Origin of the sequence: Methylomagnum ishizawai (genome assembly GCF_019670005.1) — a bacterium.
In the GTDB taxonomy this organism is placed as follows: Bacteria; Pseudomonadota; Gammaproteobacteria; order Methylococcales; family Methylococcaceae; genus Methylomagnum; species Methylomagnum ishizawai.
The window spans coordinates 2,795,749-2,820,636 of record NZ_AP019783.1; the positions used below are offsets into that span (position 1 = coordinate 2,795,749).

A 24,888-nucleotide genomic window follows, 5' to 3' on the forward strand; every position below is an offset into this window, starting at 1 on the left:
CTGGATTCAAGCGCTGACCCACCCCCGCCGCAAGGACGCGGCCACGCCTTACGCCTCCTCCACCGACCGGCCCATCGCCTCCCGGAACGCCACCTCCGCCAAAGGCCGCAACCGGTCCGCCACGCCCTGGGCGATATTGAGGCCGGGCCGGGCCGGGATGATCCACTTCGAGGAACCTTCCCTCATGGTGCGGAAGGTCAAATATTTCGAGGATCGCTGCTTGCCGCTTGAGGTTTCCATCCTCACCATCCCGGCGTAGATGTCCACGGCATGATGAGGCTTCATCTTCTCTTTCAGCCCGGCGGGCAGGCGGTCTCCCCACACATATTTCCGGGTCGCCACGCGCACCACTTCGCCCTTCGTCTGGTTGTGGCCGCGCCGCGTTTGGGTGGAGAGCGCCCCCGTGCCGGAGTTGCGCCAGCCGACGCCCGTGATGAGCGACTTCCCAAAACCCTTCTTCCCCACGATTTTGTAGATGTCCTGGGGCATCGGGCGGGCCAGGGCTTCGTTGCCCGGCGTGTTGTGCCGGAACGGGATGATGAGGTAGCGCCGCCCGTCCTTGGTCCGGCGGACCTTGGGCGAGGAATCCAGCATCCGCTTGAGGTCGTAGGCCGGACGCCCGGTTTCGATTTCCCCGGCCAGTTTGAGGTCGCTGAACACCTCGTAGGAGAATGGCCCGAGTTGGCGGGATTGGATGGAGGCGGCATACTGTTTTTTGTGGCCGATCCAGACGCCGTGGGCTTGCAGAACATCCTCTTTCCAGTCCAGTTCAGCTTGCTCGGCAAATTTACGGACGGCTAGGGCCAGGCGCGGCAGCACGCTTTCATCGATGACACCGGGGAGGGCTTCGATTAGGGCGGACAGGTCCACCCGGATAGCGTAGGTTGGCATCGCGTCACCGCCCGAACAAATCGAAAGCCCGCAGCACGACCTTCCTCGGCAAATCCCGCCCCCCATGATGCGCCCGGTCCTGCGGCAGCGGTCCCCAGCAGAAATATTCCGGCCTGCGCCGCCCGGTGATGCTGTAGACCATGCCCGGCGGAGGTTCGCCGCCGGACAGCCACGCCGGCACGCCATCGTCGCCCACATCCGGGATACCGCCCTCGACCACCTCCCCATCCACCAGCCAGAACACCCGTTCGATGCTGACATTCGGGTAGCGCAGCAGCACATCGTCCCGCCCACGGATGAACTTGTCCGAGAACGGCGCGGACGAATCCAGCATCGCCACCCGGTCGAACTCGCCCATGTCATAGATTGGCGAATCGGACGGCAGGGTCAGCACCACGTCGCCCGGTTCGTAGAGGCCCATCTTGGCCCACCGGAGTTGGAGTTGTTGGCCGGAGATGCCCGCCACGCCCTCGACCGGATCATCCCAGGCGCGCCCCTTGCCGCCGCACAGCGGACAGGTCGGCAGGGCCGCGCCGCTATTCGGGTTCAGGCAGGGGCAGGCGTAGGACTTGCGCCAGCCGAAGTTCTGGCCCATCCGGGCGAGGAAGGCGTTGAATTGGAGTGGATTGAGGAGCATGGCCTAAGCTGGATGGGCAGCCCCCTGATCGGCAACGCTCTTTTCCTTCAGACCCGCCGCCACGGCGCCGCAAATGAGCGCCCCGCCTGCAATCCGGGAATCGCCGCGCACGCGGCGGCCAGCCCGGCCCAAGTGCTGGCTTCTTTCAGGCGTTCCCAAAGGAAGGCGACCGCGTTCTGTAAGAATGAAGTAGCGCTTTTCATGGTCGATCTCCGTTCGTTGAACAAAAAATCATAGCCCCAAGGCCCGCATGGTCTGCGGCCCGGCGATACCATCCGCCACCAAGCCCTGCGATGCCTGGAAGCCCCGCAACGCCGCCTCGATGGCGGGGCCGAAAATGCCGTCCACATCCACCCGCACGCCCCGCGCCGCCAACGCCTTTTGCAGGGCCAGCACACCGGGACCGGAATCCCCGCGCCGCAACACCGGGGGCGAATCCAGCCCGAGCGCCGTCCGTGCCGCCTTGCGCCGCTCCAGGCGGTCCGCCGCGCCGTTCGTGCCGCCGTTGATCCGGCGGGTGATCCGGTCGAAGTCGCCCAGGTCGGACAGTTCGTTCAGCCCCTTGGAACGCCAGAACCACGCCGCCGACAGCGCCGCGAACTCGGGTTCTTCCAGGCGCTCGGGATTCGCCAACAGGTCGATCCCCAGCGCCGATCCGGCGGCGGCGTAATTGGCCCGGCCCGTAATCTGGATCAGGCCGCGCCCCTTGAAGCGCTTGCCGTCGCCGGGCCGGGTGTTGCCCAAGTCCTTGCGCCCCTCGTAGGCCGCGCCGCTGGCGATCTCCTCCACGTAGGCCAGCGACCCGCTCTCATGGCCGAGTTGGGCCAGGAAGTCGGCCATCCGGGATGGCGTGTCGATGCCATAGCGGGCCATGGCCTGCACGAGGGGGCCGAGCCAGCGCCGGGCGACCGATAGGCGGCAACCGCAGGCGGCGGCGAGTTGTTCGGGAGAGATATTCATGGAATGCGACCTTCGGGAAGCGGCGATTGATGCAACACACCCAGCCCCTCATCATTCCCGAAGCGCTTGATGAGCGGGGTTTCCATGGGTTTCGCCGCTTTTTTGTTTTGCTTGCCCAGCGGGCGGCATTCTGGCTTGCCGCAGGATGGGGTTCGGAGGTCCGGGGTACACCAGCACATCACAAAACACCCACTCGGACGCCCCACAGGGCATCCTTCAAAGTCGAGATTTTCTTGTCGATCATGTCCGAATACTTCGAAGTATCCACCGAGGCCGATTGCGACAGGCCATCCGCCGAGATCGAAGCCGATTGCGCCGGGAAGGCTCCCTCAATCAGCCTTAGCACCGCCATCTTCTTCACGGTGTCCACCACGTCCGGCCAGAGGCCGTGCGCGTCCGTGAGGCCCGCCGTGTAGCGGACCTCGATCATCATGGGCACCGTCTTGCGCCCGGTCAGGGCTTGCAGCACGAAGGCGTTCATGGGGCCGTAGGACGCCAGCCCCGTGGGAATCAGGTGGATCAAGCCGTACTTGAGTTCCGGCCTGATCCACTCGGCAGGCACCTCGAACACCGCCGTTCCGGGGCCGGGATAGACGAAACGGATCGAGGTGATGGAGCCCCGGACGATGGGCCGCTGTTTGGTTTCGACGCAGCCGAAGAACGTGTTGGAGAAGGTTTCCGCCTCGTACTCGCTCGGGGCCTCCAAGGCGTACTTGGTCCCGGCGTTTTCCAAGGCGTCGATTTCCGGCGGCGGCGCCTGCGAGGGCACCATGACCGTGGGTTCCAGGAACACGCGCAGACGGCGCTGCGCGTCGGCCTCGGCGGCCAGCAGCGCGGCCCACACTTCATCTTCGGAGGGCAACACGCCCGAAAAGGCCGGGTGCGTCTTGAACACCGACATCGCCAGGAGGCTGGCCACGTCGTCGGGGTTGGTGAAGATGCTCATGGCCCGGTGTGATCGGCGATCAACGCTCGTTCAATGCCGCCAAATCCGCCGAAGCCAGCGCGGCGGCGAAAGCCGTCATGCCGATGGCGTTGTAATAGGTCACGGTCAGGCTGGCGGTGTCCAGCGCCGTGGTGCCGCCCACGAAATTGGAGCCGGTGGCGTTGTCGATGACCACGAAGCCCACCAGCGCCTTGTTATCTGGGTTGGCCGGGAGCAAGGCCAATGCCGCATCGTGCGAGTTGGCATTGGCGGTCTTGGCGGACACCGACAGCGTGCCGGACTCGTCGATATAGAACGCCCAGGCCGCGCTCTTGGCGGTCGCCAGCGTACCGGCCAGGGCGGGCATGTCGCCCGCGGTCTTACGGATCGGCACGCCCGCGACAATGGCGGAAATGGTGCCGGTGTACTTGACCACGGCGGAACTGGATGTCTTGATCGCCAGCCCGGCGGATACCAGGGAAACCGTGTTCATGCGCGTGCGGAGCGCGGCCACATCGGCCCGGAGCGCATTGAACTGGGTGATGATGTCGTTGAGCAGGGTACCGAGTTGCACGTCGCGGGCGGCGAGTATGGCGCGGTTCAATTGCTGGATGAGGAGCGGAATCCGCTTGGTGGTGCTTCCCATGCTGGCTTACCTTACTTGGATTTAGCGGGTTTCTGGGGCGACGGGGCGGCCACGGGCTCGGGGGCCGATCCACCCGCCGGGGCCACCAGCGAATAGCCTGGGATGGCCAGGAAATTGGCGGCCACATCCTCCGGCAGATCGTCGGCGCTGACCATGCCACCACCCGGATGGGGGACAAATGGGAATCCGTTGATGTTGTCCGAGGCGTTCGGACGGGTACACAGCACGTAGGGCATCGCGCGGTCCTTCCGGTGGTTAAAGAGGGGGCGGGGGCAAGCCCCGCCCGCAAGGTCCGACGGTGGCCAGAACCGGTTACTCGTCCGTGTGCGGGCGCCAAGCCGCGTTGGCCGGGAGTATGTTCTTGATATACCCGTGCCGCTTCGGATTGGTGATCCGCAGATAGCCGAACAAGAATTGGAACCAGGAATAGACCGGCATCAGCCCGATACCGAACGGCAGCGGAATCTTGATCATCGGCTGGAATTGCCGCCAGCCGATGGCGTCGGAGGCCCGCTCCAAATCCACGATGGGCGCGGAGAAGGTGCCGGGGATATCGCGGTCCAGGTCCGCGTAGGCCGTGGTGGAGCCCGCTTTCGGGACCACGGCCACGAGGCGCATATCGCTGGTGGTGTTGGCGGCGTCCTGGCGGGACCGGAAGATGCGGTAGCCGGTTTCGGTCCCGGCGCTGCTGGCCGTGATGGTCAACGTGCATTTCTGCCCGGCGGAAATGGCGGTCTGCGTGGTCTTCACCACCGGGCTGTAGCCCTGGCCCTGCGCGTCGATGGCCTCGACCGCGTAGTAGTAATTGCCGGCGCGCCCCGCGGTGAAGCGCGAGGACGCATCGGAGGCGCAGGCGGCGGCCACGCCTTGCGGGGTGATCGCGGACAACGCGCTCGCGTAGGCCGGGTAGGTCGCTTCGAATGGCTTGATCATCGGCATGTTCGCGTCGTGCAGGAACGTGTCGATGTGGGTTTTCAGCACGCCATGGGTCAAGCGGATGCCCGGCACATGGCCGCCGATCATCGGTTGGTTCTGGTTGTCCGGGTTCCAGCGGTAGGAGGGGTCCAACCCACTGTTGAGGTCGCCTTGGACGCTGGAAGGCAGGTACACGTCGGTGGGCGTGCCCCAGGAGCCATAGCCGATGATGGCCGAGTTGATGGCGTTGAACGCCTCCACATCGGTCAGGCTGGCGCCCTGCATGTCGTAGACATGCTCGCCGGAGATGTAGCCGCTGGCGATGCTATCGTCGATCTGCTTGAAAATGCCATCGAACTGCACCGGACAGGCGGCGGAATTACCGTAGAACAGGGCGTATTCCAAATCCTGCAAGATGGACAGGGCGCCGTTGTTTTCCTCGACCGACATGGCGTCGGCGATGTTGTTCGTGATGTTGGTCACGAACCCGACCTGGCGGAGCTGCATGATGAACTTCACCATGCCGACCTCGCGCTGGTAGTCGCCGGTCGCCGAGCGGACCGTACCCATTTGCGCGTTGAAGCTACCGCCGGGAAATCCACCCACCGAGTTCATGCGGGTGTATTCGTCCACGATGTTGGTGGCGTTGGTGGACATCAAGTCCTTGAAGAACACGATATGCTTCTGGTCGAACACCGTGGACTTCATGACGCGGTCGAGCGATTGGATGCCCAGGGCCGCGCCGCCGGTCAACTGCGACACATCCGACTGCGCCGAGGCGGAGTCCAGCGCTTTGAACAGGTCGCCGAAATCGGACAGCGAACCGGAAGCCGATCCGTGCCCCCCCATACCGCCGAGCGAGCCGGCGGCCAAGCCCTGCAATTGGGCGATGACGGTAGGATTCATAAGTGTCGTTCCTCTCTATGGGATCGGTTCTGGTTAAAGCGGGGTGGCCACGATCTTGCGGAGCAATTTGGCGTCGGGTTGGATGCCGTTGCGGGCGCAGGCGTCCAACTGGCGGTATTCCGGGCTACCCAGCTTGCCCGCCTCGAACAGCGCGTCGGCCTTCGCCATCACGTCGTCCAGGGTCAACTGCCCGTCCCCCAGGCTCTTGGCGAGCGGGTCCACGGACTCGCGCCCATGCACGGCCACGGCGGACTTGCGCCCCTTGCCCTGGCCCGACAGGTCGGCGACCTTCGCCCGGAGGGACGCGAGTTCCGCGCCCTGGCTCTTCAGGAGGTCGGTCTGCGCCTGGAGCAGGGCCGCGACCTGGCCGAAGCCTTTCTGCATTTCGTCGGCGATGCCCGCCTGCCGGTCCTGCAAGGACTTGACGAGCGCGGTGGCGTCGAAGCCGCGGACCTTTTCGCCGTCCACCTCGAACTCGAAGGACTTGCCCATGGGGTCGTCGTCCCCGCTGCCATCGCCGTAGCTGCCGTCCTCGTCGCCATCCAGTTCCTCGTGGCCTTCTTCGGCGGCTTTCTTGATCTTGCCGTCGCCGTCGCCGCGCCGGGACTTGAGCAGGTCCAGTTCTTCCATCATCGCGTTGAAATCGAAGTTCATTGCCGTTTCTCTCTCGCTGTCTTCCAGTCGTGCATGAAGCGCTCAACGAACTCGGAAGCCAGGTCGTCGTCGAGGCCGTACTTGTGGGCCGCATGGCGCACCATATCGGCGTGGGTCTTGAATCTGCGGTGGTCCTCGCCGAGGTCGCCCGCGAAGGCGTCCCGGAAGTCCCAATAGCCGCGCGCCTTCCGGTCCAAGGACTGCCGCCCAAGGGCCGCGCCGCCGGTCAGGCTGGCTGTATTCGTGGTTGCGCCCGTGGAATCCAGGGCTTTCGATAGGTCGTATCCGAGGCCCGGCACCCAACTTTTCGCCAGGGTGTCGAAGGGCACCGTGGACACCATGGGGACATCCTGGTTGACGGGGTTCTTAGAGAACCCGATATTGGTCCAGCGCACTTTCCCGATCATCGCCTTCTTCATGCCGGTTTCCGGGTCCACCGCGATGGATTTTTCCAGTACCGCGCCACCGACCGAGGGCTTCCAGCGGGCCGGGGGATTGATATCGGTCAGGCTGGACCAGAAATAATTGGCGCGTTCCGCCGCCGGCCCCTGGCCGGAATAAATCTCGCCCTTGACGAAGGTTTTCACGCCATGGAACGAAACCTCGCGGGGCTGGCCGATCTCGAACAACATGTAATCGGGGATGCCGGCCTTCGCGCCGATCAGGCTGTAGTGGTCGATGTCGAGATTGCCGAACCGGGAATACCAGTCCGATGAGTCCCGTAAAGCCTTTTGCAGCACCACCTCGCCCTGTTGATCCATGGCCTCGTTGCTAGCCTCGATGTACACGAAGCGCTTTTCGCCTTCGGTCGCGAGTTCAGCCTTGAGCATCAGGTCGATGCTCAAGAAATCGGGGCAGGCTGCAAGGAGTTGTTGTGCGGTTGACATGTCGCCGATTCTGGCGTCACGACCGGGGCGGGACACTACATCGCGGCGATGCGGCCACGCTCGAAGACCAGGGCTTGGTACTCGTCGGCGGCTTCGGGGTCGGCCAGGGCGATGGGGCGCAGGACATCCAAGCGCTGGTTGATGGCGGCGAGGCGATCCCGTCCGGCACGGTCGATCTTCGCCAGTGTGGTGGAGGTATGGACGCGGTGGTGGGCGTTTTGGGCGAGGGCTTGGCGGAGGGTGTCGGGGGTCATGGCCGGAAGCTATGGCGGTTGGTTTCCGGGTAGGGTGATGTCACGACCTGGGGGGTGGGGAACTATCGGGATGGGACTTACCCGCCCTGCTCCGCCCGCCTCCGCCCGAGGAAATAGCCCAGGCCACTATCATCCAGCCCCTCCATCGGCGAAGTCATCAACTCCCGCAAACCATACTTGGTCTTGAGCCGTTCCCGCGCCGCCCGTTCCGCGGGGTGGTTCGCCACGAGGTCGATCAACTCCACATCGTTCCTTTGGCCCACCCGGTCGATCCGGCCCGACCTTTGCGCGTGGGTCCGGGCCGTGTCGGGTACGTCGCTATGCACGAGCCATTGTCCGCGCTGCAAGTTCACCCCCGCCGCCGCCGCGTCCGACGCCACCAGGATATCCACTTTCGCCTCCCCGGCCTCCGGTTGGAACGCCAAGCGCTTGGCGTCCTTGTCCTTGCCGGAATCCGCCCCGGTCAGCGTCACCACGCGGTGGCCTTCCCGCCTGAGCCGGTCGGCGATGGCGTTCACGGCGTCCAGGCTATGCGCGAACACCACGCCCGGCTTGCCTTTGCGCTCCTTCGCCAACTGCGCGATGCGCTCGACCTTCGCCCCCTGGGGATGCGCGTCGATGATCCGCCGCATGGCCGCCGACTTCACCATGCCCAGCCCGGCCTGTAATTGCTTGGAAAGCGCCTCGTGACGGTCCTCCGGCACGCCTTCGAACGAATTGGGCGATAACCGCCTGACCGCGTCCACATCCACCTTGCCTTCCATACGGGCGATCCTGGCCCGCGCCGCCAATTTCGACACGTCCTTGAGGGCGGCATGCTGGTCCGGCGTCAACTCGACCTGTTCTTCCCGCTTATCCGCCTTCACGCCGGATTCCACCGAGGCCGGGAACCAGTAGCGGGCCATCTCGCGCCTCAAGCCCTCCTGCGCGGCTTCCGTGTTCGGGCCGTAGCGGCGCAGGAATGCGGCGCGGTCGTTGTAGCGCTCGGGGTCCATCTTCGCCAACAAGTCGAACGACTCCGACACGTCGTTCTTCACCGGGTCCGCCGAGGCCGATACATAGTAGGGGGTGTGCGCCGACACCGAGTCCACCACGTTGGCGAGGGCGGAATTTTCTTTCCCGCGCCGGTTGAGGAGGTTGTCCCCCTCGTCCACGTTCAGGTAATCGAAATTGATCCCTTCCTTGTCCATCACGCCCTTGGCCCAAGCCCGCCGTTCCACCGACTTCATCGCGCCCAAGCGCTCGGACATGGCCTTTTCGTCGATGCCGGCGTGCTTCGCGCCCAGGTGGATCATGTCGTCGCGGAAACCGGCATGGGTCATCACGGCGAAATGGGTATCGGGGTCCTTGTAGGCCGCGATGCGTTCGGCCTGGCTGGCACCGGGTTCGATGTGCCAATTGAACCGGCCAGGTTCGAGGTAGCGCAGGGCTTCCCCGGAAAACTGCGACTGCACCGCCGACGGCACGAGGAAAAGTCCCCGCTTGGCCTTGCCCTGGCCGCGCAGATGGGTGAACGCGCCCAGGCCCACGAGCGTCTTGCCGGTGCCCACCCCGGCGGCCAGCACCGTGCGCTTGTTCGCGACGATGTGCTTGATGGCCCGCTGCCGCACGAAATCCTTGTTCTTCCCACCTTCCGCATCGCGGCTCCCCATCACGGGCCGCCAAATCTTGGTGGGCTTCCCTGGCCGAAAATTCGGGCCCACAATCGACATCATCCGGGCGATTTGCGACTCGGCGGCATGGCCCAGGCTGTGGCGCTCATCGGCCCCGAGTGGTTTCGCCTTCGTCGCGGGCGAAGTATCGCCGAACAGGTCGTCCTCCCCGCCGAACATGCCGATTTGCGCCTGTCCGAACGCCTCCTGCCGTTCCCGCGCCGCATCCAGCTTGTCGGCCACCGACCCCGCCGCGTATTTGCCGCCCTCGCGGTTCCGCAGGGAATCCACCAGGGCGCGTTCCTGCCGGATGCGCTCGTCGCGGGCTTTCGGGTCCACGGCGTCCAGGTGGTTCAGGTTGCCGCGGATCACCTCCCGACCCAGTTTGAGCGGCGCGTCGGGGCGCAGGCGGTTGTGTTCCTCGGCGAACTTCTGCGCGACGTTCGACCGGATCAAATCCTGGATCGAGGCATAGGCGTGGGTGTGGCCGCGCATCATCTTGGCGTACTTGTGCCACGTCAGGGAGGCCGCATTGACCTTTTCGGCGAGTTGGTCCCGGTGCGCTTTCCATTCCCTCCAGTCGGGGTTCTCGGAAATCTCCCCGAACATATCCTCGACTTCCTTTTCGGGTTCTTCGCCCTGGACTCGCTCCAACTGGTGCCGCAAGTCCGCCGCGTCCACGTCCTCCTTGGCGATGTTGGCATGGAAGAATTCCCGTAGCGCCCGCTGATCCTGATTTGTGAGTTCCCCGATGGGCTTGTAGGCGGCCACGCCTTCGGGATGCGCGGCCAGCGCCCGGTGGAGGGCGTCCACCGCCTTCTGGTCCACCTCGAACCGTTGCCGGTGCAGTGGGGCCAGGGTGCCGCCATGGCGCGACGCCGTGAACTCGTCGGCCATCTTTTCGAGTTCCGGCTTGAGTGCTTCCACGGGCCGGAATTTGCCGGTCTCCGGGTCTTTGAGCGGCATCACCCGGTCCAGGGCATCCAGGTATTCCCGGTAGCGGTCGGCCCCGGCCTTGTCGATCATCGGTTGCGATTGCAGGTCCGCCAGGATATCCGCCGGGCTGTCGCCATCAGCGATCCGCCCGCCGATGTAGTCGCGCATGGACCGCGCAAGGTCCGGGCCGGGCCGGAAAGGTTCCGCCAAGGTGGGCGCGATGCCCGGCTTCAAATCCGGCATCCCGAGGTCGGGCCGGTTGGCCACCCCCATCGGTAGCCAGTCGTCCTCGTCGTGCTTACCCTCGATGATGTCCAGGTTCCGCCGGACGCGGGTCAACTCGTCACGGGCCATCGGCTTCGACAACCGGTCCAGCCCTGCCGGCATCACCGTCAACACGGTGTTGGTGCCAACCTTGTCGATGCTGTAGTCGCCCGGCCTCAGCCCAATGGCGCGGGCTTGCCGGATGGCGTCCTCGTCGCCGACGCCGCCCAAGGGCGCCTCGAACGGCTTGTCGGCCCGGCCCTGCCGTAGCGCCATCACCAGGGCGGCGTTCGCCTCCATCTCGCCCAGGGCGGTACCGAGTATCTTGTCGGATTCGGCCAGGGCGGCCAGCTTGCGCCGCATGACTTCCTTCCCGGCGGCGAGGTCATGGCCATCATGGGCCTCATCCAGAGTCGTTTCCCCCGCCTGCTTTTGTAGTTCCTTGGCCTGATCCAACGCGGCGCGGCTGGTCTCCATGTAATGGTTTACGTGCCAATCCTCAAAGCCTTGTTGTAGTTGTTCGATTTCCGCCTTGGACATATCGGCGTGCAGCCGCCGGGCCAAGACTTGCGCCGCACCAGCGATGCCCAACACATCCACCACGGAGCGGTCCACCAGCGCATCGCCCCCGGCGGCCAGGGCCAGGGAATTGATCGAATTGAACGCGCCGACACCGATATGCCGCCGGAGTTGTTGTTCGTCCTTGTCGGCGACTTCCGCCAAGAATGAACGGGTGGCGGCGGTGCGCAGGTTGTTTTCCAGGTCTTCGGCGACCTTGGTATCAAGGTCGGGATCATCGGCGGACACTTCAAGGTTGTACGCCTTGATGCGGTCGGATTTGTCGATGTCCTTGTTGGCGTCGACCGCGGCTTTTTCCGTGAGTTTGAGCGCCTTCTGCGCCTTCATCAGCTTCACGGCGGTCTTGGCGTCCACCAGTTTCTTCAAGGGCGCCGTGTCGGGTTCCTCGCGGAGGGTTTCCAACGCCTGGGCGATCTTCCCGGCGGTCCCCTTGGGTTTGGCGGTACCCCCACCTCCACCGGCGGCGGTTTTCTTGCCACCACCCTCCTCTTCCGCCTTCCTGGGCTTCCCGGCTTCCCGTTCGGCCTTGACCTGGGCGGCTTCGGTCTTTACGGCTTCGTCGGTCGCCCCCATGGCCTCGGCGCGGGCCTTGAAATCGGTGGAATAACCCAGACCCCCCGCGCCCTCGGGCTTCACCGGGTCGATGTCGGCGACGGATAGTTTGTCGGGGTCCTCGGTGGTCAGCGGCACACCGCCCAGACCGGCCTCGGCGCGGGCCTCCTGATCCGATACCAGCCGGTCGCGTTGCAGGTTCACGGCTTCGTGGGCGCGCTTGAGCATTTCCCGGTGATGCTGTTCGCGGGCCTTCTTCTGCGCGGCCTCGGGTAGGTCGGCGTGGTCGGCTTCGTTGAACTCGTGGTCCTTCCAGCCCATGGCCTGGGCCACGGTATTGATGAACTCGCCCTGCTTCTGTCGCTTGCGGTCCAGGACACCGGCCTTGGCCGCTTTCTTGGCCTCGGCCATGCCGCTTTCCTGGTCGCGTTTGCGCTGTTCCTTGGCGACGAGTTGCTTTTCCTTCAAGCGCTCGCGGGATTGTTGCTTGTAGTCGGACTGCGGCTTGAGGCCGCGCAGGCGTAGGTGATTGAGTTTGCCGCCCGCGCCGCCGATGACGTGGTACACGCCGGAGCCGGGTTTGTGTTCCTGGACGAGGACGGGCACGCCCTTTTCGTCGTGCCCATTGGGATGGACGGTGATCCAGCGACTTCCCGCCGGGATTGAACCATACGCCCCTTTGGTCAGGTTGGCGTCAAAGCGGTAATGCTCGGGTGGGAGGGCGTAGCGGTTGCCGGAGGGGAAAACCAGCGTGATGGTCATGCCGTCCACCCTTCCAGCCGCACAAACTCATGGAAAGCGCATGGCCCACCGCAAACCACGCTAGGCGTTACCGCACCGTCATCGGAAACCACATGGGGGTTTAGGTGGATTCTGCGTTCACAGTCGGGGCAGACAATGAATGCGGTCTTACGCCCGCTTCCGGTGCGGCAGGGTTTGTAAGTGCCGGGTTCGCGGGTTTCGCTCAGGGTGAAGGTCTTCATGCGCGGGCAGTCCGTGGGAAACTGCCCGCATTCTCAAGTCACGACCGGTTCAGCCCTCGATTTCCGACGCGGCCTTGATGATGGCGTAGGGGTCGAGATCGAGGGCACCAGCCGCCGCCACGACAAAGGGATCGGTGTTGAGGAAGGCCGAAGCGGCCGCCCACCCATCCTGGATGTCCTGGTCCGCCGCCGCCACATAGGCGTCCACCGCGGTCCTCAACCCGCTCTGATTGAGGTAGCGGCGCAACTGCCAGGGCGAACAGGCCGCTACCGGCGCGGGGAGCGGCATGGGCGGCAATTCATCCCCTGGCAGATAGCAATCCCAGGAATCATCCGCCTCCACATGGACGGCCAGGACCGGGGTGAGGGCGTCGCGGGCTTGGAGGGTCTTGACGTTCTGCATGGCGGCTAGGGTCCGGGGTGGTGGGTGATCGTCAATTCCTTGATGGTCAGGGTTTCCCCCGCCGACCCGGAATTCTTGTTGAAGGTGATGCTGAGATAGTTGGCATTCGCGGCGATGTCCGGGATGGTCGTGTCGGACGCGCCCACGGCGGACGTGCCGCCGCTGAACGAGGTCGTCGAGCCGATGGTCGTGACCCGGATAGCCGTGGCCGAAGCGATCTTGAGGCGCGGGTTCTCGGCGGTATGGGTATTGGTGGACCCATACCCCAGCGAGAAGACGCTGCTATCGACGCCGATATCCCCGGTGCCGCCGAACCGGATATTCCGGGCGAACGCATCGGCGGTCCCCGATTTCAACGTGCGGATGACCAGCCCCAGCGCATCGCCCACCCGCAACAGGCCCGCCGGGAACACGACCTGGGCCACCAGCGTGGCCCCGGCGTAGGTGCCGACGACATCGGTCGTGGTGTTGTAGACCTCCGTGGGGCCGACCAAGCGCCAGGCCGAACCATCGGAGAACCACAGGGAGCCGTGGCCCACGCCGTAGTCGGTGACGCGGATCAACCGTCCCGCGTAAAGCGAGGCCGGGGGCCGGGTGGCCCACGCGAAGGCCGGTAGCGCCGCCATCCTGGAAGCCCACCCATTCATGCCAGCACCTCGTAGGTGTCGGTGGCGGACCCGGTGACGCGGGTGAACCGCAGCGCCGCCAGCCGCCCCAGGAAGACATCGGTGGCGATGGCGGAGACGGTGCCGGGGGGCCACGCCTGCCAGTTCGCGGCACCGGGGTGGGTGGCCGCGCCCGGCGTGGTCGAATATTCGGCCTTGCTGGTGTTGCCCGCGCCTGGAATCAGGGTGGCGGTGACCGGGCCGGGCGAGCCGGACACATCGACCACGACGGGCGTGGAGGCGACGGCCCCCGAGGTGGCAATGCCGCCGCCGCCCATCAGCGCCACCGGCAACGGATTATCAGCCGATACGTCGGCCGTGCCGTCCACGCCCTCGAATTGGCAGAGGGTCCGTAGGTGCATCACACCGGCCACGAACTTCGCGGCGAACTTGAACCCCCCGTTCAGCGGAGCGTTATCCCGTGGCGAGTCGGACATTGGAAGGGTCTCCCGTGCGAAATTGGAGCCAGCGTAATGTCACGACCCGCTAGGCGGCTTTCAGCAGCCCAAACGCCTTCGCCAGCGTCCCGGTATCCCGCAGCGCCGCCATCAATCCATCCAACGCCGCATTGATGCGCTCGCGCTCCTCGCCTTCCGGGAAAGGCCGTTGGTCCAATAGGCGGTAATAACGGTTATCCGCCATCGAGGACAGGTAATCGTTGCGCCTGCCCTGCCCGGCCAGCCGGTCCTCGCACCATCCTTGGAACGCCCTGGCCGCCATCTCGCGGGGCTTGCTCCAATATTTGCCGTGGTCGCCGCCATCCAGCCTGGCGGCCTCGAAGGCGAATTCCGACATGGATGGCCCGGACTCAACCAGGGCTTCCCCTCCGGCGGGCTTGGCGTCGTAATAGGCGGCGGCCATCTTGCGCCAGTCCTTGCGGTTCTTCTCGGACATCTTGTCCGTGCGCCCGGCGAAATGGGCATCCACCGCCCGCACGGCGGCGTGGATATCGCCCGCGGCCTTGATGATCCCGGCCACGCCCCGCGCGATGGATCGGTCGATGTTGTAGCGGGCCGTCTTCACGTCCTTGTCGGTGTACCTGATCTTCTCGCCCAGCCGGTGCGGGCCGTCCAGCATGGCCCGGCGGAATGCGATCATGGCATCGCGCAATTCCCCCTCTGGGAGTAGCGCAGGGTCTTCGCTGGCATATACGTCCTTGCCGCTGGCCTGCCCGGTTTCGACCTCGCCGACGAGGTTGTCGATGGCGTGGAAGATTTCGTGGCCCAGCGAACCGCCGCCCCCCAACTTCGTGAGGTTGATGGTGCGATAGATGGGCTCGTAATGCGCCCGCGCCGCCATTCCGCCCGCGCTGCCATGCCCCCGAGCCCCGAAAGCCAGGGCCACGCGGCCATTCATCGCGATCTGGCCGGGGTCCACGCCCAACAGGTCGGCCAAGTCGGACAGCGCTTCCGCCGACTTCTGGACATGGAAGGATGCCGCCGCCGGGTCGGACAACACCCAGTTCCCGGACTGCACATCGCGCAGGTTGAACATCGCCTTGAGCGCCGCCGTGGAAGCCACCTTGACCGGCTGGCCGCCCTTGCGCTCGAAGGTTTCGGCGACCTGTAGCTGGAACCGGACTTGGCCCTTCGTGGCCCTGGGCGCATCGACCGTCTTGCGCTCCTTTTCGGCCCAGGACCAGTCCTCGATCTTGCCGATTTTGGCTGCGGCCAGGTGTTCGCGGAAGGCGTCCGCGCCGTCGCGCCGCCGGTAGTTGAGGATGCCGAGGAAGCGCGGCCCCATGAGCTTCCAAGCGCGGTGGACCGGATTTTCTTCCCTGTTGCGGGCCTTGGCCTTTTCGACGATGGAGCGCATCACACCGTAGGCTTGGCCCACGGCCTGCGCCATCGGGCTGTCGGTGCGGCCCTTCGCCACCTCGGGGTGCCGGGCATCCCACTCTTCCAGGTCGGCCCGCGCTTGCTCGGCAGCGGCCTTGAGTTGGCGGATTTGCCCCTCCAAGGCCGGGTCGGCCTTCCAGCCCTTATCCAATCGGCGTTGTTGCTTATACCCCAGGGCGCTGGCCTCGTGGCCGGGGTTGATCATGGCCTGCACCAGCGCATCGCGCTCTTTGGAAAGCGCCCATCGCCGGTCGGCGATCCCCCGGTAAATCCCCTGCGCCTTCTGGTAGTCCGCCGCTTCCTGGGCATTCAGGATCGCACCCTCGTATTCGTCGCGCAGGGTGTTGAGGGCATCCGTCACCGCGTCGGGGGTTTTGCAGGCTTCAAGGCGGGTACGGAGGCTTTCCAGGCCGACGGCATAATCCCGCCGGGCCTGGGCGCTGTCTTCGGGGGGTTCGGGCGCAAGGCTGGCATAAACGCGGTCCACAAGGAACCCGGCCCCCGGTTCCATGCCACCCGCCTTGAGCGCATCCCAATCGACGGCGCCGAACAGGTTGCTCTTGGTGATGAGTTCCTTGGCCTCGCGGGGGTTTTGTTCGATCTCCTGCCAATCAATATCGGTGGCGCGGAGTTGCCGTCCCTCGCGACCCGCCTGCCGGATCATCTGCGCGGCCAGTTCCTTGCGGCTGCCGCCGATATAGCCGGTATCGCGGAAACGATAGTTGGGCGAATTGGGATCGTCGTCGGAAAAGTCGCCGCCGGTCTCAAGGGTGTTCTTGGGTTTGGGGGCGCGGACCTTGCCTTTCTTGGCGTCGAACCCATCCGCCACCTTCCGCGCCAACTCCGCCGCCCGTTCGCTGTCGGGGTTGGTCAGGAGTTCGTCGGCGAGGTCTTGCTTGGCTTCGGCGTGGGCCACTGGGTCATGCGCTGGTTCAGTGCTTTCCGGTTCTGCGCCCGCGCCACCTTCCGATGGAACGCCAGATACCCCGTCCGCAGTTCCGCCCGTACCAGCCGATGCACCTTGTTCTTCATCACCGTGGGTAGGTCCAGTAGCTTCATCCGTAGATTCCTCGTCGATCCGATGCCAACGCCCGCCGCGCAGGACGTAGCGCCGGCCGCTTTCTTCCTTCGTGTCGCCTTCCTGTGGGCCATCACCGGCACGGCTTGGCGTAGCATCATGGGGGCTGGCTTCGCCGTTCAATTCCTCGCCCGTCAGCACCGGCTTCTGGATCGCCACCAACCGCGCATTGGCCCCGGTCGTAGCGGCCAGGGCCTTATCCTGGAACGTGCCCTCGGGCAGTTTCTCGACCTCGGCACCATGCTCGTCCAGCCATTCCCGGAAGCCCGCGGCTTTTTTATCGCCCCGGAAGAACACGCCTTCCCCGGCTATCGCCACCAGCTTGCCGCCGGGTTTGAGCAGGTCGTAGGCGCGTTGGATGTGGTCGGCGTCTTGGCCGTTGGAGAAGGGCGGATTCATTACGATGGCGTCGTAACCGCTATCGGTGCCGCGCTTCTCCAACGGGGTCAACTCATCGCGGTTGTACCAACCCAGTGGATCGCCGCTTTCGTTCACGAGGCCCACCCGGTTGCTGCCTATGCCACCGCTCCCGCGCATGATGCCCTCGGTGCCGTCCTTGGCCCTGAATTTGTCGCCGAACGTGAAGGACCGTGGCTTCATGTCCATGAAATCCCGGCCCACGAGGTTGTGTTTCTTGGCTTCCAACACATTCCGCAGGGCATCCGAAACCTCGACCACATCCACATCCCCGCCAGCCTCCCGCGCCGCGTCGGCCAGGTGCCCGTTCCCGGCGGAAGGTTCCAATACCTTCATGCCGGGCTTGATGCCCGCCAGGGCGGCCATGCGCGCGGCGAGGGACTTGGGGGTGGGAAAGAAATCGATGCCGACCTTCTGGCCGACCAGGGCGCGTTCCGCCACCTTTACCGGGTCTTCGGCCTTCCTCCCGGCGCGGACATCGAGATATTCGGCCAATGCGGCGCGGAGGTCGTCGGCGTTTTCGATGCCCGCCCGGATGAGGCGCTTGGCGTTGGCCTGCTGCTCCACCGCATACCAGCCCACGGCGTTTCTCATGGCGTCCTTGCCAATGGCGGCTTCGAGCTTGTCGAAGTCGTCGGGCTGGATGTAGTGACCACTGCGGCGGACGATGGCCGCTAGGCCGACCGACCCACGCTGACCGTTGATAGCCCGCAACAGGCGTTCTTTTGCCCCATCAATATTCAAGGCCGGGGCTGGATAGCGCACATGGTTGAGGTCGGCATTCTCGGCGGGACGGCCTTTGCGCTTTTCCTGTTCGCGGTAGGGCAGGTTCCGGTCGCGCTCGAACATTGCGCTCCGCAGGATACGGTCCAGCAATTCCACCATGGTTCGGCTATTCACCCCGGCAAGCCGATTGGCCTCGCCCGCCTCGATGGCGTCGGCGATGTTGTGCATGGTCCTGGCGATGGCTTCGTCGCGCAGGGCATCGCCGATGGCGCCTGCGGCCATCCGCGCCCGCCGGGCGGTGTTGGTTTGGCGGTCCCGGCTTTGCGCCTCCTGGGCCTTGCCCATCAGGCCGTCGGCCACCTTGCGGAGCTTGTCGGCCTGGGCCTTGCGCTTGTCGGCCTCGGTCTTTTGGAGGGATTCCATCGCCGCGGCCGGACCGCCGGACGCCAGGGCTTGTTTGGCCTCCTCATGCTGTTCGGGCGTGATGGCCCCGGATGCCTTGCCCCGGTCCAGCGCGGCCAGGGCTTCCAGATGCTTGTCGCGGATGAAGTAGCCGCCATCCTTCTTGAAGGTGAATTCGTCGATGGCTTTGGCCTGTGGATAGGTCAAGTCCGTGCGGATGACACCCCGGATGGTTTTGCCCTTTTTGGTGACATGATCGATGGTTTCCGGCTGATCGGTGGCGGGCAAGGCCGGTGTGGTGGGGCTATCGGCGGGTTTGGGCGGGATGGCATAGCCGTTGGGTTCCCCGGCTTCGCGGACGGTGACGGGTTCTTCGATGTGCGGTGCTGACGTGCTTACCCCTTTTGCATCACCTGCACCTTCACGCCGCTCCTGCACCCCCTGTGGTTTGTCCGCCACGAACAAATCCCCCTGCTGCGCCGGTGCTTCATGCTTCGCCCCCAGCACCAGAAATTCCCGCACCATCGCCACCGGCTTGCGGGCGACTTCGGCCATGCTCTCGTAGAGCTTGTCGCGCTGCGGCTCGGGCAGGCCCGCCAGGATCGACAGCAGCCGCCGATAGCCGCCGTGCTTGTGGACGAACTGGCCCAGCCGCCCCAATTTGTGGGCTTCGGTCCTGGGCTCGGCATGGCCGAATAGGTCGTGCTGTCCGCCTTGCGGATGCAGGCGCTTTTTCTGCAAGCGGATGTGCGGCGCGACGACCGCGCCGTCCTTGCGGGTGTGGGCGCGGACCTGGGTGGGCATGTCGAAGAGGCCGAGTTGTTCGGCCTTCAGGAGGTCGGCGGGCGTGAACAGCAGGTAGAGCATGGGCGTGGCGCGGCTGGATAGAGGGTCGGGATTTTCAAGTCACGACCGGGGCCGGCGCATCTTGCGGCGGGAACCTACCACTGGCTGGCATCCTGGTGGGCCGGGAATAATACCGACCCACTCTACCGGGCTGTGGATCGAACTCAAGGCACCCAAAGGGCCGGGCCTGGAACCCGGCAGGCTGGAACCCGGACAACTCGACTGGCTCGACGCCCTCAACGCCCATGGCTACAAGGCCGTGGCCCGCTGGGGCTGGGAGGCCGCGAGGGAAACCCTCATCGACTACCTGGAAGGCAAACCATGACCCAGACCCAGACCCAGACCCAAGCCAAACACCCGCCCACGGCCCCCCTGCGCCCCATCGGCCAAGCTGGCCGCGATGATCGACCGGGTGGGAAGGTGAGCGACCGCGGGCCGGATATTATTATCCTGGACCTGCTGGCGCGGCTCAGGGCGCGGGGCGTGGAGATTCCGCCAGAGGTGTCCTGGGAGGTGGAGCGGGGGATGCGGGCCGAATATGGCAACGATGCCGTGTGGGTGGGCAAGCGCCCGCCGGATTTGCGCGAGCGTATCCGCGCCTTGCTCGCAGCCAGGGTTTCGCGGCAGGACGCGGCGCGGCGGTTCGGGGTGTCCAAGGCCACGGTACGCCGGGCGGTGTCGGTGCGGTAGCGGGGCGCGGTGGTGGGTAGGAAATGCCGCTGTATCCAGTTTGTCAGCGGTTTGGGATATCCCAGCGCAACGCCATATAGGATCAACGGAAACCCTGCCTACCGGATTTTTAGTTAAAAAGCCGGATTCTACCCTAACTTTAAATGGTTAAATTTCGGCTAGAACAGCGATTAAAAGCATATGCTATTTAGATTTCTCCTCATCTAATTCTTCAATAAAAAAGATAAGCTCAGCGATAGATGGATTTGATTTACGTTCTGTTAAAGGTCGGGTTGGCACGATATTATACGCTTCAGTTGCGAAGGATTCAATTTCTGCTTCAATCATGCTTGGTCTAATGACAAAATAAGATGCCCATTTTAAGAAGCCTAAAATCCATATAATTACAAAGAATGATGAATCCCATTTTGCCCAGTTTTGAGTGCTAGCAAGCGGTTGTTGCACTGTTCTCCGTGCGGTACTAAATATATTTCGAAGGAATTTGAGGATTGTTTCTTGTTTTTTAATGCCACTATGGGCGAGAAAATATGCAGTTGTCTTAGTGACGCGACCTTCCCTATCTCGGTTAAAAATACTGACATGGCTATTCAAACTTTCTTTGAAATAGGCGGTCATATCTTTAAACCAAATTTCACAGAGATCGTCTATCGAAACTCGAGATTGCTCTAAAAGGGGGCTTATAACATCCTGAACAAGCCATGGCTCGCAATAACCCAATTGGCCCATATGCCCGCGCAAGGAATCTACTAAAAGGTTTGTATCAGTTGAATTTAATTGCTGCGGCAGAGTTTGATGGAGTGAATCAATCAAACTACGGTAAATATCTATTTTATCTGAGGGATTTGCTAGGTTATTGATCATCCACCCTAGAAATTGAATTTTCTCTCGATAGCTGAAACGAGACAGATATCCAACAATATTATGCACATCATCTGGCTTCTTGAGTTGAGATTTAAGTGCATTTAACCCCATCCACTTTAGAAATCCATTTGCATTTAAAATTAGATAATCTCTCTGCGCGTCGCGAATGCCATATTCTATTGTAAGTGCAATTTCATTGATTATCTGGCTAAGTAAAGACAGCTTGACTGCATCTTTTTGTTGAGGTTCCTCTGATAATGTTACCACGCAGTTTTCTGTTAAAAACAGCAAAGTATTTGGGCTATATAGCCATAGAATTTTTACGGCAAAATACTCTGCCCAAGTAAGAACAGCATACTTCACTGGGTGAAGGAAATTATGAGATGAGTCTGGTTTAGTTAATAGGTTGTCAAAGGTCTCCTGAAAATAAGAAGTAGCGATGTGCGTAATTGGTGCATCGACTTCTTCGGTATGTATTCGGCTAAATGATTCGCATAAAAAGCCTGCCAAAGAATCTAGGAATACTGTTTCCGATGATAACTCAGCTATGTCTAACATATCGCCAGCAGGAGTATTTGCTAAAACCTCACCAATTACATCCCATTTCGCTTTGAAATTTTCAAAGTCGTTCGGCTGCTGATCAATACAGCCTTTAAGACCAGGTGAATCCTTTAGAAAAAGCGACTCCTTATTTAATAAGCCTAATTCCCGCATTCGTTGCTTTAATGCCTCATCTTTCAATCCTTTAAGTGATCGTTCACCTGTCCATTCAGCTAAAACCCTCCCTGCAAGAGGCTTTTTGAGGAATCCTAAAGGCTCAAAGTACCTGCGAGCTGATTCGCGAGTTTGTTCTGAATCAAAAATTAGACTTATCTTTAAATCTTTGGGATCATCAGATAATTCATCTGATGCCCGTCTTACAAGTTCAGATGCGTATTTACATACTTTTAATAAAACATCTGCTGGTATTGGTGTAATTAGTAATGGATAGTTCTCATTAGCTTTTTGAATAGAATTTGACCAGTTAAATCCAGAAACTGGTAATCCATCTTTTCCAATTATTATAAAATATCGGTCATGAAGCGCGCCATTTTTCAAGCCATAAACTCTCAATCTAACTTTTTTTAAAAGCGGTTTGAGTTGCTTGCAAGCTGCGAGCAGATTATTGATGCGATTCCTTCGATCCTTGTTAATGGGTGGGGTTTCTAGTAAAAAAAAACTTTTTAAAGTTAGGAATAGTGAATTATACCAAGACTCATTTTTAGGAGATTTGGGTAAAGTTGTAAAAACAATATAGTCACTTTGAGCGCCTGCATTCGGAACAATTAGGCCAATTCCAGCATCTTCAAAATATGGATCAAAAATTAAGACTTGATGATTTTGATGCCTAACTAACTGGTCTTTAATCCATTCCACGAACTCTAATCGCCCTTGATCATTACCATCATTTAATCGCTCAAAAAAGCGTCCTTCTGAACGTGGGGGATATAGCTTAGCAAATAAGGTTTTAATCTCCCTATTGATAGGAACCCATAAGTCAGTTTTTCGGCCACCGGCGCGGCTTGAAAACACAGGGTTCCCTTGATTAATTGTTTGAGCCGCCTTCAATCGCTCTAAAGAAGCGGTCGATTTGGTAACTCGTTCAAGCCAATCCATTTGGACCGAGCCACCGCTATTATTTCCTGATTGGACATTAATAAGCACTTCCCGCCAGAAAGTATTGCTCCATTTGCAACACAGTGTGCTTGTGCATATATTATCTATTTCGAATCCATATATCTCGACCTCTATTCCATCTGAAATTTCAGCTATTTGTCCGGGTATTTTAAACTCGCAGTTAATTTTATCTTCTTTTAAATGGTTGACAGTTGCTATGCTTGAGTAAATAACTTGGCTGTCATTGGTGATGCATAACCTGACGTGAAATGCATTGTAGTGTGGAATTCGTATCGGGTTCAGCTTTACGGTAAAAATCCCGCCTTCCCGGCAGACATTTAGGAGTTCCTGCTCGTTGTCATCGAGTGTTGGAAAAACCAAGAACTCTAAATCCCCCATTCGACTAAGGTCTTTTTGGCCAAAATCCATGCCAGTATCAGAGTTTAACTCTTCGACAATAAATGCTGTGAGCGCTTGGCTAAATTCTCCATCAATACAAAATAATGCAGGTTTGTTAACTTGGGATACTGATGCACTTAATGCTCCAGCGCTGCCGTGTGGACTTAGTAGTGTGCTTCGGTTGGAAGAATCCCTATTTGGTAAATAGGTGGTGGGCCGATATACAAGAGGACTCGCTATTCTTGTTGCCCCAACCCGGTCAGCTAGCTTTGGTTTAATCTTTAAGCCCAACATTTGGCTAATATATGTTAAGTCATAGTTATTAATTAGAAAGTTAATAAGATTAACGGTGTTAGAGCTATTTATGTAAAGATTGAGTCGAATTGCTTGGGCCAGATATCCTTCAATTGGTTTAAAGTTATCATCATCTGTTGCGTGCCAAGTATTATCTGAATAGTTATAAGGCAATAATCGTCCGTAAATTAGCCTGTTTTCAATCGCTCCATTCGCTTTTATCTGTAAAATCCAAAGTTGTAGAGCACAGCTAAGCTCATGCTTAGAAAACAATCTTTCTAGCCTGCTGTCATTTACCAAATCATTTAATGAAAATGCCATTTTTTGTCCAGAATATTTATTTTTGCTCTAGTGTTTTCCAATTTAAACGGAAGAAAATCTTTCCATGTATAACCAACCTCCCAGAATCGTGGAACTACGGGCGTCTAAACTGTGGAATTCGTAGGTGTAAGCATTGGAGTTCAGGGGTCTGGAGGTGGAGGTGGAGGAACGATTCGGTTCATTGGTGAAAGTAGAATGGGTGGGAATAGCACTGAGAATTGCCTACAAAAAAGCCCGGCCTAGCCGGGCTTTTCGCTTATTCCTTGCTTGTAACTAGCCAGCCCCGGCTTGCTCAATTTTTTGCCGCCGCTTTTTGAAATCTTCGACGACTTCGTTAACCTGCCTTTCAAAGGCACGCCTCATCGCGGCAAGTTCTTCCTCCATAGCTGGCGGAAGCCGTGACTCTTCCGCGTTAAGCGACGCCTCAAGCCGGGCGATGATCTCGGCATTCATGCTACGCCGACCTTGGTGAGCAGCGGCCTCAATCCTTTCCTTGAGGTCGTTAGGCAAGCGTATTCTCATCTGATGGTCTTCTTTGCTCATGGCCCAATAATGCCCCACTGTGGCATTGGCGACAATGGGCCAAAATGGCCTATAATTGGGCCAAACCGTGATCAAGCAGAAGGAGGCCAACATGGCGCTTACGGCGCAAACGGATCATCAAATGAGGATTCGCCTTCCGGCGGATGTGAAGGAGTGGATTGCGATGGAAGCCGAGCGGAACGAGCGCTCTCAAAACGCCGAAATTGTATTCCGCTTAAAACAGAGCAGGGAGGCACAAAGCGAGAAAGCCCCAAGTGCTGAGAACACTTGAGGCTTTGATGCCGTTAACCAAAGTGACTACGAGGTAACAACCCTATGAATGCTAACACAAGCGCCCCAACCCCATCGACAGGCGCTCGGCTCGTCAAAATCTCCCATGATGTTGAAATTCCCTTGATCCTGTACAAGGGCCAACCTGTTCTTACCTTCGCCCTTGTGGATAAGGTTCACGGCAGGGTGGAAGGCACCGCGAAAAGAAACTTCGGAACCAACAAAAAGCGCTTCATCGCCGATGAAGACTTTTTCCATGTCACTGATTCTAAAGGCTTGGACGAAATTCGTTCTAGCGGTTCTAGCGATTTTAAAATACTCAGTGACGCCGCCAACGAAGTCACCCTCATCACCGAAACCGGCTACCTCATGCTGGTGAAGAGCTTCACCGACGACTTGGCGTGGCAGATCCAGCGGCAACTGGTGAAGGTCTACTTCCGGGCCAAGCAGGAAGCCCAAGCAGCCCAACCCGAGCCAAAACCCGACGGCCCGCAACCCCCCGTCCATTATCCCCTGACCCGGCCCGAGTTGGCGAAGTGCCGGGAGAAGGTGGCGTGCGTGGACCGCTATTTCCGGTTCCATTCCAGTTCCGCCATCGCGGCGGCCATCTACGCCCCGCTGTTCCAGCGCTTCAAGATTTCCCGCATGGAACAACTGAACGCCATGGATTTGCCCCTGGCACTGGAAATCCTGCAACGGATGCAGGATGACGCGCACGCCTATTACCTGGAAGGCGTCCGCCGCGAGCGTTCCGCCATGACGACGCTCTACTCGTGCGCCGGATTGCCGTTGCCCCACCTCGCCGCCGGTCAAATGGAACTCCCCGCCTAACCCGCCT

23 protein-coding genes are annotated in these 24,888 nt (G+C 60.8%); 4 read left to right on the forward strand and 19 right to left on the reverse strand.

All coding sequences use genetic code 11. The features are described from left to right. Nucleotides 1-48: 48 nt before the first annotated feature. The 16 genes from K5658_RS12655 to K5658_RS24075 all read right to left on the reverse strand — a co-directional run bounded on the left by K5658_RS12655 (nucleotide 49) and on the right by K5658_RS24075 (nucleotide 19,037). Nucleotides 49-891, reverse strand: coding sequence for a hypothetical protein (locus tag K5658_RS12655; RefSeq protein ID WP_221063493.1), 843 nt, complete (start codon nucleotides 889-891; stop codon nucleotides 49-51). 4 nt (nucleotides 892-895) lie between these two features. Continuing rightward, a complete protein-coding gene (locus tag K5658_RS12660; protein ID WP_221063494.1) occupies nucleotides 896-1,528 on the reverse strand; it encodes a hypothetical protein in 633 nt (210 codons plus the stop codon). Between the two features lie 47 nt (nucleotides 1,529-1,575). Then, on the reverse strand, nucleotides 1,576-1,731 hold the full coding sequence (locus K5658_RS12665) for a hypothetical protein (protein ID WP_221063495.1): 156 nt from the start codon (nucleotides 1,729-1,731) through the stop codon (nucleotides 1,576-1,578). A gap of 28 nt (nucleotides 1,732-1,759) precedes the next feature. Next, nucleotides 1,760-2,488, reverse strand: a complete 729-nt coding sequence (locus tag K5658_RS12670; RefSeq protein ID WP_221063496.1) for a peptidoglycan-binding protein — start codon at nucleotides 2,486-2,488, stop codon at nucleotides 1,760-1,762. 178 nt (nucleotides 2,489-2,666) lie between these two features. Further along, the gene (locus K5658_RS12675; RefSeq protein ID WP_221063497.1) at nucleotides 2,667-3,434 is read right to left on the reverse strand and encodes a hypothetical protein; all 768 of its coding nucleotides are present in this window, start codon (nucleotides 3,432-3,434) and stop codon (nucleotides 2,667-2,669) included. A 19-nt stretch (nucleotides 3,435-3,453) separates the two neighbouring features. After that, nucleotides 3,454-4,059 carry a hypothetical protein gene (locus K5658_RS12680; RefSeq protein ID WP_221063498.1) on the reverse strand — a complete coding sequence of 202 codons (606 nt, stop codon included), beginning with the start codon at nucleotides 4,057-4,059 and terminating at the stop codon, nucleotides 3,454-3,456. A gap of 11 nt (nucleotides 4,060-4,070) precedes the next feature. Beyond that, entirely contained in the window at nucleotides 4,071-4,295 is a 225-nt protein-coding gene (locus tag K5658_RS12685) for a hypothetical protein (protein ID WP_221063499.1), read from the reverse strand. 76 nt (nucleotides 4,296-4,371) lie between these two features. Then, a complete protein-coding gene (locus tag K5658_RS12690; protein ID WP_221063500.1) occupies nucleotides 4,372-5,880 on the reverse strand; it encodes a hypothetical protein in 1,509 nt (502 codons plus the stop codon). Nucleotides 5,881-5,913: 33 nt separating this feature from the next. Further along, the gene (locus tag K5658_RS12695; protein ID WP_221063501.1) at nucleotides 5,914-6,534 is read right to left on the reverse strand and encodes a hypothetical protein; all 621 of its coding nucleotides are present in this window, start codon (nucleotides 6,532-6,534) and stop codon (nucleotides 5,914-5,916) included. Then, entirely contained in the window at nucleotides 6,531-7,421 is an 891-nt protein-coding gene (locus K5658_RS12700; RefSeq protein WP_221063502.1) for a hypothetical protein, read from the reverse strand. The genes K5658_RS12695 and K5658_RS12700 overlap by 4 nt, the downstream gene beginning before the upstream one ends. 35 nt (nucleotides 7,422-7,456) lie before the next feature. Next, nucleotides 7,457-7,675, reverse strand: a complete 219-nt coding sequence (locus K5658_RS12705) for a hypothetical protein (RefSeq protein ID WP_221063503.1) — start codon at nucleotides 7,673-7,675, stop codon at nucleotides 7,457-7,459. A 77-nt stretch (nucleotides 7,676-7,752) separates the two neighbouring features. Beyond that, the gene (locus K5658_RS12710) at nucleotides 7,753-12,420 is read right to left on the reverse strand and encodes a helicase-related protein (RefSeq protein ID WP_221063504.1); all 4,668 of its coding nucleotides are present in this window, start codon (nucleotides 12,418-12,420) and stop codon (nucleotides 7,753-7,755) included. A 270-nt stretch (nucleotides 12,421-12,690) separates the two neighbouring features. Then, a complete protein-coding gene (locus K5658_RS12715; protein WP_221063505.1) occupies nucleotides 12,691-13,044 on the reverse strand; it encodes a hypothetical protein in 354 nt (117 codons plus the stop codon). A gap of 5 nt (nucleotides 13,045-13,049) precedes the next feature. After that, nucleotides 13,050-13,691, reverse strand: coding sequence for a hypothetical protein (locus K5658_RS12720; protein ID WP_221063506.1), 642 nt, complete (start codon nucleotides 13,689-13,691; stop codon nucleotides 13,050-13,052). Beyond that, entirely contained in the window at nucleotides 13,688-14,146 is a 459-nt protein-coding gene (locus tag K5658_RS12725) for a hypothetical protein (protein WP_221063507.1), read from the reverse strand. The genes K5658_RS12720 and K5658_RS12725 overlap by 4 nt, the downstream gene beginning before the upstream one ends. A 49-nt stretch (nucleotides 14,147-14,195) precedes the next feature. Further along, the gene (locus K5658_RS24075; protein WP_221063508.1) at nucleotides 14,196-19,037 is read right to left on the reverse strand and encodes an LPD1 domain-containing protein; all 4,842 of its coding nucleotides are present in this window, start codon (nucleotides 19,035-19,037) and stop codon (nucleotides 14,196-14,198) included. Between the two features lie 61 nt (nucleotides 19,038-19,098). On the opposite strand from K5658_RS24075, the gene K5658_RS12735 reads away from it, so the two are divergent. Further along, the gene (locus K5658_RS12735; protein ID WP_221063509.1) at nucleotides 19,099-19,341 is read left to right on the forward strand and encodes a VRR-NUC domain-containing protein; all 243 of its coding nucleotides are present in this window, start codon (nucleotides 19,099-19,101) and stop codon (nucleotides 19,339-19,341) included. Next, the gene (locus K5658_RS12740) at nucleotides 19,338-19,706 is read left to right on the forward strand and encodes a helix-turn-helix domain-containing protein (protein ID WP_221063510.1); all 369 of its coding nucleotides are present in this window, start codon (nucleotides 19,338-19,340) and stop codon (nucleotides 19,704-19,706) included. The genes K5658_RS12735 and K5658_RS12740 overlap by 4 nt, the downstream gene beginning before the upstream one ends. 183 nt (nucleotides 19,707-19,889) lie before the next feature. On the opposite strand, the gene K5658_RS12745 is transcribed toward K5658_RS12740, so the two are convergent. Both K5658_RS12745 and K5658_RS12750 read right to left on the reverse strand, forming a co-directional pair. Further along, entirely contained in the window at nucleotides 19,890-23,237 is a 3,348-nt protein-coding gene (locus tag K5658_RS12745; protein ID WP_221063511.1) for a VPA1262 family protein, read from the reverse strand. Between the two features lie 273 nt (nucleotides 23,238-23,510). Beyond that, a complete protein-coding gene (locus K5658_RS12750) occupies nucleotides 23,511-23,780 on the reverse strand; it encodes an Arc family DNA-binding protein (RefSeq protein WP_221063512.1) in 270 nt (89 codons plus the stop codon). A 67-nt stretch (nucleotides 23,781-23,847) separates the two neighbouring features. Here K5658_RS12750 and K5658_RS12755 point away from each other — a divergent pair, with 67 nt between their 5' ends. Beyond that, complete coding sequence (locus tag K5658_RS12755) at nucleotides 23,848-24,051, forward strand: Arc family DNA-binding protein (RefSeq protein WP_221063513.1); 204 nt, start codon at nucleotides 23,848-23,850, stop codon at nucleotides 24,049-24,051. A 26-nt stretch (nucleotides 24,052-24,077) separates the two neighbouring features. On the opposite strand, the gene K5658_RS12760 is transcribed toward K5658_RS12755, so the two are convergent. Next, the gene (locus K5658_RS12760; RefSeq protein ID WP_221067063.1) at nucleotides 24,078-24,308 is read right to left on the reverse strand and encodes a hypothetical protein; all 231 of its coding nucleotides are present in this window, start codon (nucleotides 24,306-24,308) and stop codon (nucleotides 24,078-24,080) included. On the opposite strand from K5658_RS12760, the gene K5658_RS12765 reads away from it, so the two are divergent. Then, the gene (locus K5658_RS12765; RefSeq protein WP_246628439.1) at nucleotides 24,237-24,881 is read left to right on the forward strand and encodes an ORF6N domain-containing protein; all 645 of its coding nucleotides are present in this window, start codon (nucleotides 24,237-24,239) and stop codon (nucleotides 24,879-24,881) included. The two genes, K5658_RS12760 and K5658_RS12765, sit on opposite strands and share 72 nt — an antisense overlap. Nucleotides 24,882-24,888 lie beyond the last annotated feature (7 nt).